The following is a 13,062-nucleotide window of genomic DNA, read 5'->3' as shown; positions in this document are numbered from 1 at the left end:
CATGCAAAAGCCTTCCCCATTTGAACCCTTCAGCACACCCAACTGGCTAAGACCAAAGCAGCGGGACCGTGTGTTGCGCATCCCCGCCAGGTTGATGTGGGGGTTTTTGCTATCGCTGATTTTTCACGCGATCCTGTTCTGGGGTTTTTTGCTGGACCTGCTGAAACCCATGAAAGAGCCTTCGCAAGAGCCTATCAATGTAGTACTGGATCTCGGATTACCTGTTAAAAGTCAGCCGAAACCGGTAGAGCCGCCTCCTGAAATGCCGCCGGAACCACCGAAACCGCAGCCAAAACCCAAGCCACAACCTAAAGAAGTACCCAGGCTACCTAAGAAAATTATCCAGTCGCAGAATCCTGACAGCGCATTCAAGTTGCCTGAACCCAAGCTGCAGCCTAAACCTCAGCCAACGCCGCAACAATCCCCTCCACCGGTGGAAGATTTTTCCAGCATGATCAAACGTAAGCAGACTGACCGCTATTCGGAGGAGATAGCCGCTAAGGAAATTAATGATGCAGCCGCAGCAGCGGAACGTGGCCCTTCCGAAGATGAGCGCCGCACCAAAAACATCATGAACAACCTCAAGTTCGGTACCAATGGTTTGTTTATGATCAAGCGTATGGATCCGTATAACGCCAGTTTCAGCTTTAAAGGCTGGGTCAATGATTACACCTCGGCCAATACCCAGTTTTACCAGGTCGAAGCGGGTAGTGGCGAAGATATCCGCCTGGTGATGGTGCGCCGAATGATCGCGATCATCCGTGAGCATTACAACGGTGACTTTGACTGGATTTCCAACCGGTTGGGTCGCACAGTGACCTTGTCCGCAAGGCCAGCTGACAGTGCCGGGCTGGAAGATTTCCTGATGAAAGAATTCTTTGGCCCAAACTATAAGAGCCAGGATTTATACGGGCACTAACGTTTAATAAACCAGCCATGCCACATTCACCTGCTGATAGCCGATTGCCGAAACAGAATAGATGGCGTAAGGGGTCAGCACTGGTGACATTTTCGTTTTCTACTCTGAATTTATTACTTCTGATCAGCTGGCTGGCAGTGGTGACCTGGCTGGGTCTCGCCTATTTTGCGGAGTTAGGGGTCACCGTGATCACAATGTTCTATCTGCTGGGAGTATTGTGGGCGGCCTATTTCCTGCGTTTTTCTGCCGCGTTACTGACGGCCATCACTGCTTTCCTGCTGATCAATTACTGTTTTATCGAACCTCGTTTCAGTTTAGGCGTCGCCAGCACCCAGTCCTGGGTCATTCTGCTGGTATTCGCCACCGTCGCCTTGACGGTCAGCAGCGTGATGCAGCGCTTAAAGCAGCAAATGCTGCAATCCCGCCAGGCGGCACAGCAATCCCGTTTTTTCCAATCACTGGCTGAGCTACTGGCTGCACAATCAGGCACCGAAACATTACTGCAAGCCGCTTGCCAGCATATAGCCGAAGTCTTTGCCTTGCAGGCACGCGTGATGAGACTGACTGAAGCGGGTGATTTGATCAGGCTGGCAGGATCGGATGTACAAGATACAACATTCATTCCGGTTCAGGCTGCCAGTGTTGAATGGTCGCTGGATTTTAACCGGCCGGTGGGGAAGGGTACCAATGACTGGCCATCGCTGGGATATTGCCTGCTGCCATTCGGGTTTCCGCAGCGAGAAGTCATGGTACTGGATGCGTCGGATACCATGCCAGACTTGCATTTCCTGCAATTGTTGACGCATCAATGCGCGCAGGCTTATATCAAGCTCAGCCAGCAGATTGCACTTGCACAAGCCGAGCTCGCCGCTAGCGAAGCGAATTTCAAGAAAACACTGCTGACCGCCTTGTCGCATGATATGCGTACACCATTAACGGTCATTCTAGGCGCAGCAAATGTGCTGACAGACCGCCAGATCCCGCTCACCGAAACCCAGTCCGAACAATTATTGCAAAGCATACAGGCCGAAACCACTTACCTTAGCCAGGCCACTGAAAATATCCTGACCCTGGTCAAACTCGATGCCGGTGCCAGGAGCCTGCAACTGGACTGGCAGTCGCCGCAGGATGTGATTCAGCATGTAGTCAGCAGGTACCAGCGCCGCTCGCCGCCTGAAGCATTGCAGGTGAATATCAGCGATGAGGAAGTGCTGGTGAGGATGGATGCAGTGCTGGTTGCACATGCACTGGCTAACCTGATCGACAATGCTATTTGCTGGCGAAGCGCAGGGTCGGCGATTGAAATCACACTTTCCATGAATGACTTGTGGTTACAAATTTCAGTGCTGAATAAAGGGCCGGGCTTCCCTGAAGGATTTGCCATTTCGGCGTTTGCGCCGCACACGCAACGACCTGCCGGCACCCGTGGTTTTGGGCTTGGCCTTTCTATCGTCAATACCGTGATGCAATTACATCAGGGCACACTGGAGATCAGTTCAGGGCACAATCAGCAGACATGCGTGCAGTTAATGTTCCCGTTTGTACGCGCGAGTGAGTTAATTGCACCATGAGCGATAAACAGCCAACTCTATTACTGGTCGAAGATGACGCAGGGGTTTACCAGTTTCTGGTGCCAGCCTTATCTGCCCATGGCTATCGGGTGCTGCATGCGCGTGACCTCGCGCAAGCCCGGCAAGCCAGCGATTTTGCCATGGTTATTCTAGATTTAGGCTTGCCGGATGGCGGCGGTGAGCAATTTATTTCCCTATTGCGCGCCTATTCTGATGTACCGATTCTAGTATTGTCAGCCCGCCAGGATGAGGCAGATAAAGTGCACTGCCTGAATCTGGGCGCCGATGATTACCTGATGAAACCGTTTGGCCTGCCGGAATTGCTGGCACGTATCCAGGTGGCTTTACGCCGCACTGCCATGATGCAAATGCGAGACCACGCGTATCAGCACGAAGGATTACTGATTAACCGCGCCAGCGGCATAGTCACCAAAGAAGGCGTGCAACTGCATCTCAGCCCGATTGAGCATGCATTGTTAATGTTACTGGCCAGTAAACCCGGCACTATTTTCACGCATAGTCAGTTATTGACCAGCGTGTGGGGCGCTGAATATGTAGATGACACGCATTACCTGCGTATTCATATTGGTCGTTTACGCAGTAAGCTGGAAACGACACCTGCCGAGCCTCGATACCTGCTGACTGAACTGGGCATTGGCTATCGCCTGGCTTGATCCTTTTGTTTATTTTCTATCTCTGGTCTTTGCGTTAGTTGTTTATGCGTTTGATATGCGCCCACGCGCATATTGATACCCATCAATCACTAACAAGAGGATGAGATGGACAATTTATCAATCAAGAAGAGCGGATTGGCGGCACTGGCACTGGGTGCCATCGGCGTGGTGTATGGTGATATCGGCACCAGCCCGCTGTATACCATGCAGGTTATTTTCAGCGAAAGTACCGGTGTGCCGCTTAACCAGACCAATATTCTGGGCGCCGTGTCGGCCATTTTCTGGCTGCTGACCTTTGTGGTGACTTTTAAATATGTGCTGCTGGTTTTGCGTGCACATAACAAAGGCGAGGGCGGCGTGATGGCTTTGCTGTCGTTAGCACTATCTACTTTAAAACCGCAGGATAAACGCGCAAGCAGCTTGTTATTGCTGGGCGTGCTAGGTGCTGCACTCTTTTACGGGGATAGTGTGCTGACGCCAGCGATCTCGGTGCTGTCCGCAGTAGAAGGGTTGCAGGTCGTGTCGCCAGCATTGGCCGCGCAAGTATTGCCTATCTCCATCGGGATTTTAATCGGGCTGTTCTGGTTTCAGCGTCATGGTACCCATGCAGTCGGGCGGTTTTTTGGCCCGATTGTGATTGTCTGGTTTTTGGCCCTGGCAAGCATAGGCGTGTGGCAGATTGCGCAAGTACCAGAAGTGTTGCAGGCCATACAGCCGCAATATGCCTGGCAGTTTCTGCAATCCCGTGGTGGTGCCATGTTTATTGCGATAGGTGCCATTCTGCTGGCGGTGACCGGCGCTGAGGCTTTGTATGCTGATATGGGCCATTTTGGAAGGCCGGCCATCCAGATGGCCTGGCTCGGACTGGTATTCCCCTGTCTGGCGTTAAATTACCTGGGGCAGGGTGCCTTGCTGTTGCAGCACCCTGAAGCTGTCAGCAATCCGTTTTACCTTTCTTTTCCGCAACCATTGTTGATCCCAGCCGTGATTCTGGCAACACTAGCCACCATTATTGCGTCGCAAGCGGTCATTTCCGGTGCTTTTTCCATGACGCGCCAGGCGATCCAGTTAGGCTTTTTGCCACGTATGCGCATTATCCATACGTCTGCCAGTGAATCCGGGCAGATCTACATGCCGGCGGTGAACTGGGCGTTATTGCTGGCGGTGATTATTGTCTGTCTGGCGTTCCAGAGCTCATCGGCGCTTGCGTCTGCTTACGGCATTGCCGTTACCGGCACCATGCTTATCACCACAGTATTGATTTATTTCGTGATGCGTCACCGCTGGAAATTCCCGATGTGGCTGAGCTGGTCATTGGTAGGACTGTTGGGCTTGGTAGATGGCGTATTGTTTGGCTCGGCTTCGATGAAGTTTATGCAGGGTGGCTGGTTTCCGATAGCATTGAGCTTGGTGTTGATTGTATTGATGACTACCTGGAAAAAAGGCCGCCATCTGTTATTGACCGGATTGGTGCAGACCGATCCCAAACTGTCAGCATTGATTGCCAGCATTGCAGAAAGCAAACATCCACGCGTACAGAGAACCGCGGTATACATGGTCTCCAATCTGGAAACTGTGCCGCAGGCGTTGTTGCATAACCTCAAGCATAACCAGGTATTGCATCAGCGTAATCTGTTGGTCAATGTGGTGTTTGAGGATGTGCCGTTGCTGAATACGCAGTCGCGCATTCAGGTGCAAAAACTGGCAGAAGGGTTCTGGCAGGTAGAGTTACGTTATGGCTTTATGCAGCATGCCGATGTGCCTCAGGCTTTGCTTGGTTTGACGCTGGATGGCGAATCCCTGGACCCGTTCAGTAACTCTTACTTTTTAAGCCGCGATATTATTGTGCCGGATGTCGGGGGCGGTATGCCACGCTGGCGTGACCAGTTGTTTGCAGTCATGTCGCGTAATGCCAGCAGCGCCGTGGAATATTTTAATATTCCGGCCAATAGCGTTATTGAGCTGGGCAGCCGGGTGCAGATATAAAAAAAGGCACCTTGCAGGACCATGCAAGGTGCCAGAACAAACTTTCCCATTTAGCTATGTGACAGGCAGGCAACGAGGTTAATCACCCCAAGCCTATGCGGCAGCGGCATATCTGGCAACTTTTTCCACCTTGGCTGGATGTGCCGTTTTTGATTCCGGCAGTTTGTACTGGCTGACCGCCTCATTTAGTTTGTCTGCCTGTTCAACCAGTGACATCGCCACTGCAGCAGCTTCTTCCACCAATGCCGCATTTTGTTGCGTCACTTCATCAATCTGGTTCATCGCCGAGTTGATCTGGTCCAGCCCGGTAGTTTGCTCAGCAGAGGCGGCAGTGATTTCGGCAATGATGTCTGTCACATTTTTGATGGCAGTCATCATTTCTTCTATGGTGCCACTGGCCTGATCCACATACTGGGAACCACTGGCAACGATATTGGTTGAATCAGAAATCAACTGCTTGATTTCCTTGGCAGCTGTGGCAGAGCGTTGTGCGAGGTTGCGCACTTCATTGGCCACCACTGCAAAGCCGCGACCCTGTTCTCCCGCCCGTGCTGCTTCTACCGCAGCGTTTAATGCCAGAATGTTGGTCTGGAACGCAATGCTGTCGATTACGGTAATGATTTCTTCAATACGTGAGGAGCTTTCGGTAATCTCCGACATGGTTTGCACCACTTTGGCAAACGTTTCGCCGCCTTTATTGGCCACTGCACTGGCTTTATTAGTCATGATGTTGGCCTGTTTAGCGCTCTCGGCATTATTCCTGACGGTAGCGGCAATCTCTTCCAGGCTGGCTGCCGTTTCTTCCAGTGAGCTGGCCTGTTCTTCGGTGCGCTGGGACAGGTCGTTATTACCCATGGAGATTTCATGGGCAGACAGGTTAATGGTCTCACCGGATGTTTTCACCATGCTCAGGATATCGGTCATGGCATCAATGATGATATTAATGCCTTCACATAACTGCTTGATTTCGCCGGATTTGTCCGATGTAGGGATTCTGTGCGTCAAGTCGCCGGTTTGGGTATAACTCACTACATCATCCACTGCCTGTTTCATGGCGTGGGTTTCTTTGACTTTGGCAGAGATATCGGTTGCGTATTTCACCACCTTGAATGGTTTACCATCCATATCAAAGATCGGGTTATACGTGGCCTGCAACCAGATCTCCTTACCGCGTTTGCCAACACGCTGGTACTGGCCGCTATCAGGTTGGCCACGACCTAAATTTTCCCAGAATTGCCTGTATTCCTGGCTGGATTTATAAGCACTTTCAACAAACATACTGTGATGATTGCCTATGATCTCCTCAGCACTGTAACCGCTCACTGCAGCAAAGTTATCGTTGACCGCCAGGATGTTGCCTTTAAGATCAAACTCAATCACGCCCATCACTTTACTAATCGCAGCAATCTGTCCGGAAAAGTCAGCGTATTGCAATTTTTCTCGGGTGATATCGGTTGCGTATTTCACTACTTTAAATGGCTTGCCATCCATATCTAGAATCGGGTTATAACTGGCTTGTAACCATAGTTCACGGCCGCCTTTGCCAATACGTTTATACTGCCCGTCATTAGCTACGCCGCTGGCCAGTTGTTGCCAGAGCTGCTTGTGTTCTGCGCTACCTTTATACTCCGGTGCCACAAACATGCTGTGATGGTTGCCTACGATTTCGTTGGCGCTGTAGCCAGTCACTGCGGCAAAATTGTCGTTGACTGACAGGATATTGCCTTTGAGATCAAACTCAATCACGCCCATCACTTTACCGATAGCGGCGATCTGGCCTGAAAAGTCTGCGTGCTTGAGCTTGTCACGCGTGATATCGGTCGCATATTTCACCACTTTAAATGGCCTGCCATCGTCATCAAAAATAGGGTTGTAACTGGCTTGCAGCCAGATTTCCCTGCCGTCTTTGCCAAAGCGTTTGTATTGACCGTTATTGGATTCGCCCAATGCCAGGCTTTCCCAGAACTGTTTGTATTCGCTGCTATCTTTGTAATCTTCCGCCACGAACATACTGTGGTGTTTGCCTACGATTTCGTCTGCGTGGTAACCGGTGACTGCCACAAAATTGTCATTGACCGCCAGAATGTTGCCTTTAAGGTCAAATTCGATCACGCCCATCACTTTACCGATAGCGGCAATCTGACCTGAAAAGTCTGCATGCTCAAATTTATCGTGGGTGATATCGGTGGCATATTTGACCACTTTGAATGGCGTGCCCTCCGTATCCAGAATCGGGTTATAGCTGGCTTGCAGCCAGATTTCCCTGCCGTTTTTACCCAGTCGTTTATATTGGCCATCATAAGCCTGGCCCTGAGCAAGTCTTTCCCAGAACTGTTTATATTCAGCACTCGTTTTATATTCAGGATCCACAAACATGCTGTGGTGATTACCCAGGATTTCCTGGACGCTATAGCCGGTCACCGCAGCAAAGCTGTCATTGACCGCCACTATGTTGCCTTTAAGATCGAATTCGATCACGCCCATGACTTTATGAATAGCGTTTATTTGACCGCTCAGATCCATCTGCTTGTGTAAAAGCGCTTTGCTGGCCGAATTTGCACTACTTTTAAAGATATTGAGCATGTCAAATCCTTTGGTAATAAATTAAGATGAATGAAGTTTAAATTATATTAATTTAGGTGCTCAGATATTAAGCGGTGGAAAAGAAAGGTATTTATCCGTTATTTAATTGAAGTAAATATATATGGTTTATTTCGTATGCTTACCCAGCAAAAATAAAAGAGGTTTCTGGACAATCTAACAAAGAATCAGCATAAAAAATGCAAATAATAGAAGGAAATATTGATGATTGAGTAGCAGACCGCAATCAAGCTTATTTATCGTCAGCCCAGTCAGTGACCTCATTAATTCCACATATAAATCCAGCAAGGTTTCAGGCAATAAAAAACCCGCCAGCAGGCGGGTTTGAATGTAATTCTGTATTGGGTATGGACAGTGTAATTAAAACGCGTCCCAGCCAGCGTTATCGGTACCTGTTCTGACTTTCTTTGCATAACTCTGGCTTCTGGCCTGCAATTGTGGTTTTGAAGCTCTTGCGGATGAGCCGTTGCTATCCTGATTAACAAATCTGTAATGGCTGACAGTCTCTTGCAGTTTTTCTGCCTGGTTGACTAGCGACATTGCTGCGGCCGCGGCTTCTTCAACCAGGGCAGCATTTTGCTGGGTCACTTCATCCATCTGGTTAACGGCAATATTGATCTGGTCTATGCCGCTACTTTGCTCTACCGAAGCGGCAGTGATTTCGCTAATCAGTTGTGAGAATCGGTCAATCACAGTCACTAGCTGTTCCATGGTGCCGCTGGCCTGTTCTACATATAAAGAGCCGTTGGCGACTTTGGTGGCAGAGTCATTGATCAGTAATTTGATTTCCTTAGCGGCGCTGGCTGAGCGTTGTGCGAGGTTGCGTACTTCGCTGGCCACCACTGCAAAACCACGACCCTGTTCACCCGCACGAGCGGCTTCAACCGCAGCGTTCAGCGCCAGGATATTGGTCTGGAAGGCGATACTATCAATCACGGAGATGATTTCTTCGATGCGTGACGAGCTTTCAGTAATTTCTGACATAGTAGAAACCACTTTGCCAAATACCTCACCACCCTTGGCGGCAATGCTGCTGGCCTGGTCGGTCATCGTATTGGCTTCTTTTGCGTTTTCAGCGTTATTTTTCACATTAGACGCAATTTCTTCCATGCTGGAAGCGGTTTCTTCCAATGAACTGGCTTGTTCTTCGGTGCGTTGAGATAAATCATTATTGCCTTGCGAAATTTCACTTGCAGCAGAATTGATCGCTTCACCGGCGATTTTGACGGCAGACAAAATGTCTGTCATTTCGTCAACAATAGTGTTTACGCCCTCGCAAAGCGTTTTGATTTCGCCTTGCTTGTTATCTGTATCTATTCTCTGTGTCAGGTCACCGCTCTTGGTGGCCGCGACTACTTCGGCAGTTTCGTGCACTGCCTGTTTCATGGCATTGGCTTCTGCCACCTTGCTTGTGACATCGGTCGCATATTTGACGACTTTGAATGGCTTTCCATTCATGTCAAGAATAGGGTTGTAGCTGGCCTGTAACCAGACTTCCTTGCCGCCTTTCCCTATGCGCTTGTACTGGCCTTCATCCGCTTTGCCTTTGCCCAGGTTTTCCCAGAATTGCTTGTATTCAGGGCTGTTTTTATAAGCCACTTCGACAAACATACTATGGTGCTGGCCAATGATCTCCTGTGTTGTATAACCGGTTACCGCGGCAAAATTAGGATTAACGTCAGTAATCTTGCCTGTCAGGTCAAAGGTAATCACGCCCATCACTTTGCCGATCGCATCAATCTGGCCAGAGAAATCGGCGTTTTTCAGTTTCTCTGCCGTAATGTCGGTAGCATATTTCACCACTTTAAAAGGTTTGCCAGCCGCATCAAAAATCGGGTTGTAGCTTGCCTGCAACCAGACCTCCTTACCACCTTTACCAACACGTTTGTACTGGCCTTCATCTGCTTTGCCATTACCCAGCTTGTCCCAGAACTGCTTGTATTCGGGGCTGTTTTTGTAAGCGGCGTCTACAAACATGCTGTGGTGCTGGCCAATGATTTCCTGTTTGCTATAACCGGTGACGGCGGCAAAGTTGTCGTTCACGTCAGTGATATTGCCTTTCAGGTCGAAGGTAATTACCCCCATGACTTTGCCGATGGCACTGATCTGGCCGGCGTAATCTGCATTTTTCATTTGCGCGCCTGTGATATCAGTCGCATATTTCACAATCTTGAAAGGCTTGCCGGCCGCATCAAAAATCGGGTTGTAACTTGCTTGCAGCCAGATTTCACGGCCACCTTTGCCTACGCGTTTGAACTGGCCTTCGTTGGCTTTGCCATCGCCTAAGTCTTCCCAGAACCGTTTGTATTCCTGGCTGGATTTGTCAGCGGAATCGACAAACAGGCTATGGTGCTGGCCGACCATCTCTTCGCGGCTGTAACCGGTGACCGCGGCAAAGTTGTCGTTGACCGCCAGAATATTGCCCTTAAGATCAAATTCAATGACGCCCATGATTTTATTGATCGCAGCAATCTGGCCTTGCGATTCGGCATCACGTTGTTTTTCAGCGGTGATATCGAATGCATATTTAATAACTTTGAATGGTTTGCCGGTTTCATCGGCCAGCGGCACATAACTGGCTTCCAGCCAGATTTCCCTGCCAGCTTTGCCTAATCTCCTGAATTGGCCATTATCGGCCTGGCCACGGCCAAGATTTTCCCAGAACTGTTTGTATTCCGCGCTTTTCTTGTAGATGGCGTCTACAAACATGCTGTGGTGCTGGCCGACGATTTCCTGCTTGCTGTAACCAGTCACCGCGGCAAAGTTGTCATTGACCGCCAGTATATTGCCTTGCAGGTCAAATTCAATCACGCCCATGACCTGGTGAATGGCCTGGATCTGGCCATTGTCATCGCGCTGTTTGGCCGCGTCAGATTTACTGGTTTTGCCTGTCAGTTTATTCAGAAAATCGATACTCATAAGTGGTAGCCTCAATGGGAGTTGCTTTCAAACGATTGTTGGTTTTTGATACTGGATATTAAATATTAAAGGTGCGCAAAAGGATTGCGCGATAAGGAATGGATTTATGTTCCATTTCGCTCATTAAAGTGCTTTTCGGGCTTTGTTCTACGTTTATTAAATATTATTTATATAAGTAAACGATTATGAAAGAAATAAGAAAATACTGTTTTATATGAGTTAAATGATTAAATCGCCATAAGGTAAAACCCTTATAATGATTTGGTCGCAGACATACTTGATCAGGCTCGATTCAATAGTCATCTTTATAGTCTTTGCATTTCGCAATCGCGAGTCTTGTGTTCTTCACCAGATTGGAAAGCGATTCCAATCGCGCTAGAATCAACCCACATCCTTACCAAAATAAAGGCGTACGCTGATGAGTATTCAACATTTTGCACCAGGAGAAGTGATTAATATCCGCCCGTATGGCGACAATTTTGAGGAAGCCACCTCTGAGACCTTGATCCGTGAAAGTCACATTGAGGTGTTCAGGTTTATATTAAAGGCGGGTAAAACCACGCCAGAACATACCGCCGCAGGTGCCATGACTATGCAGTGCATAGAAGGCAAAGTAGAGCTGGATCTGGCAGGGGATAAGCGGATATTGCAAGCGCATAACCTGGTGTATTTGAGTGCCGGTGCAGCGCATACAGTGAAAGCGCTTGCTGACACCACACTATTGATTACCATCCTGTTGGAGCGGGAATAAGCAAGCATATAGAACGCAGGGGAAATGACTTTGAGTCCTTTTTGTTTAAATGCCGGATGAACTAATCTGCAATGTCCAAACCTAAATTAAGAGTCATTTCAGTGATCAATGCTGTCACTTAAACTGCCAATCGATTTTCCCCTCAACCAACTGCGTTTCAAACAAAAATAAGAGAAATCTGATGAGCATTATTCTTCGACTACACAAGGTCTGCAATGAGTGCGGGTTTATATGGTATCCAAAAGACGAGGCTGTATCGTCCAGCTGTCCGAATTGCGGTAGCGAAAATACCACCAATGAAAAATTCAACTTTATCGCTACTGTCTTATTCTATTTAGTGGGAGTAATCGTTTTAGGTTTGGTGATATTCAGCTTGAATCAGTCCGAGCCACCGCCAGCGGTTGAACCTTTAAGTGATGTGGCTGATTCTTTAACCAAAGCAGAGCAGCAGATTAATCTACCGGAGATAGAGGAAGAGTCCGAAAGTCCTGCCCAACCACCGCGAGTGGCTCCAATGGTGATTCCTGCTGCCCCTGAAAAACCTGCCCCTGCGATTGAACAGGCAGAAGTCGTGCAACCGCCGCAATCTGTGGCCGAAGTGCCAACGCCACCAAAAGCTGAGCCTGCACCGGTAGAGGATTTGCGACCGCTCAGGAACGTGTCGACTACCCAAATCACTTTCAGCCTGTGGAGTGTGTCTGAGCTCAGGTTGAGAAGGGCATATACCAACCTGCTGAATAATGGCTCAGCCAGTGCCGAGGCGAACAAAAAAGAGTATTTACACTTTGTGAGCAGCAGGGCAAAAAAATGCGGAGAGTTGAATCCGGAATTTGAAAAGAATATTAATTCTATCGAGAAGATTAAATTCAAGGATGGCGATTCCAAAGTCCTGGAATGTTATGCCTCGGAAAACACGAGTGAATACAATCGATTGAACATAGCGATAGAAGAGTATTAAGGCCCAAAGCCGCCAGTTTTAAATCGCTTATGTTTAATCGCCATGCTTAAAACCCCCATCAGGAGAGCAATATGAAAAAAAGCGGTCTGATTGTTGTTGATTTGCAAAACGAATACCTGCCTACTGGCAAACTGCCCTTATCTGGTATTGAAGCCGCTGCTGCCAATGCAGCCAAGGTCATTGCCCATGCGCGGAAAAATGGGGTTCCGGTGTTTCATATCCGGCACGAATTTGCCAATGGTGAAGCACCGGTGTTTGTGCCCGGTACGGATGGCGTCAATATCCAGCCAACCGTGGCGCCAGTAGGAGGCGAGCCTGTGATCGTGAAGAATCACATCAATGCCTTTCGTGATACTGATCTAAAACAACAGTTGGATGCGCAAGGGGTGGAAGAAGTCATTGTCGTCGGCGCGATGAGCCATATGTGTATTGATGCGGTGGTGCGGGCGGCGGTGGATATGGGCTATGTCGCGACCATATTGCACGATGCATGTGCCACGCTTGATCTCGAGTTTGATGGAGTGACCGTTCCTGCGGCACAAGCCCATGCCGCAGCGATGGCTGCACTTGCGTTTGGTTATGGTTCGGTGATTTCCACGGACAAATATCTTGCCTGATTGCTCAAGCACTCAATAGACACTTGTAACACCAGTCATCCCTGCAATAAAAAAGACTCAAGGTGT

Annotated in this window: 9 protein-coding genes; 7 read left to right on the top strand and 2 right to left on the bottom strand. The window is 48.9% G+C overall.

The genetic code is table 11. The features are described 5' to 3' along the window. Position 1 precedes the first annotated feature (1 nt). The 4 genes from ASG34_RS01375 to ASG34_RS01360 all read left to right on the top strand — a co-directional run bounded on the left by ASG34_RS01375 (position 2) and on the right by ASG34_RS01360 (position 5,150). Complete coding sequence (locus ASG34_RS01375; protein WP_055825613.1) at positions 2 to 919, top strand: hypothetical protein; 918 nt, start codon at positions 2 to 4, stop codon at positions 917 to 919. Positions 920 to 1,002: 83 nt separating this feature from the next. Continuing rightward, on the top strand, positions 1,003 to 2,490 hold the full coding sequence (locus tag ASG34_RS01370; protein WP_235559630.1) for a DUF4118 domain-containing protein: 1,488 nt from the start codon (positions 1,003 to 1,005) through the stop codon (positions 2,488 to 2,490). Continuing rightward, positions 2,487 to 3,164, top strand: a complete 678-nt coding sequence (locus ASG34_RS01365) for a winged helix-turn-helix domain-containing protein (protein ID WP_055825608.1) — start codon at positions 2,487 to 2,489, stop codon at positions 3,162 to 3,164. The genes ASG34_RS01370 and ASG34_RS01365 overlap by 4 nt, the downstream gene beginning before the upstream one ends. Before the next feature lie 105 nt (positions 3,165 to 3,269). Continuing rightward, positions 3,270 to 5,150, top strand: a complete 1,881-nt coding sequence (locus ASG34_RS01360; protein ID WP_055825605.1) for a potassium transporter Kup — start codon at positions 3,270 to 3,272, stop codon at positions 5,148 to 5,150. Between the two features lie 93 nt (positions 5,151 to 5,243). Here the strand turns inward: ASG34_RS01360 and ASG34_RS14245 are convergent, their stop codons facing one another. Together ASG34_RS14245 and ASG34_RS01350 are read right to left on the bottom strand one after the other, a co-directional pair. Next, positions 5,244 to 7,733, bottom strand: coding sequence for a methyl-accepting chemotaxis protein (locus ASG34_RS14245; RefSeq protein ID WP_055825602.1), 2,490 nt, complete (start codon positions 7,731 to 7,733; stop codon positions 5,244 to 5,246). Positions 7,734 to 8,111: 378 nt separating this feature from the next. Beyond that, the gene (locus tag ASG34_RS01350; protein WP_055825599.1) at positions 8,112 to 10,670 is read right to left on the bottom strand and encodes a methyl-accepting chemotaxis protein; all 2,559 of its coding nucleotides are present in this window, start codon (positions 10,668 to 10,670) and stop codon (positions 8,112 to 8,114) included. A gap of 418 nt (positions 10,671 to 11,088) precedes the next feature. Here ASG34_RS01350 and ASG34_RS01345 point away from each other — a divergent pair, with 418 nt between their 5' ends. The 3 genes from ASG34_RS01345 to ASG34_RS01335 all read left to right on the top strand — a co-directional run bounded on the left by ASG34_RS01345 (position 11,089) and on the right by ASG34_RS01335 (position 12,996). Further along, positions 11,089 to 11,421, top strand: coding sequence for a hypothetical protein (locus ASG34_RS01345; protein ID WP_055825596.1), 333 nt, complete (start codon positions 11,089 to 11,091; stop codon positions 11,419 to 11,421). A 181-nt stretch (positions 11,422 to 11,602) separates the two neighbouring features. After that, the gene (locus tag ASG34_RS01340) at positions 11,603 to 12,379 is read left to right on the top strand and encodes a hypothetical protein (protein WP_055825594.1); all 777 of its coding nucleotides are present in this window, start codon (positions 11,603 to 11,605) and stop codon (positions 12,377 to 12,379) included. A 71-nt stretch (positions 12,380 to 12,450) separates the two neighbouring features. After that, positions 12,451 to 12,996, top strand: a complete 546-nt coding sequence (locus ASG34_RS01335) for a cysteine hydrolase family protein (protein WP_055825592.1) — start codon at positions 12,451 to 12,453, stop codon at positions 12,994 to 12,996. Positions 12,997 to 13,062: the final 66 nt, after the last annotated feature.

The organism is Methylophilus sp. Leaf416, from assembly GCF_001424665.1.
GTDB lineage: Bacteria > Pseudomonadota > Gammaproteobacteria > Burkholderiales > Methylophilaceae > Methylophilus.
This window is presented reverse-complemented; position numbering and strand designations above follow the sequence as displayed.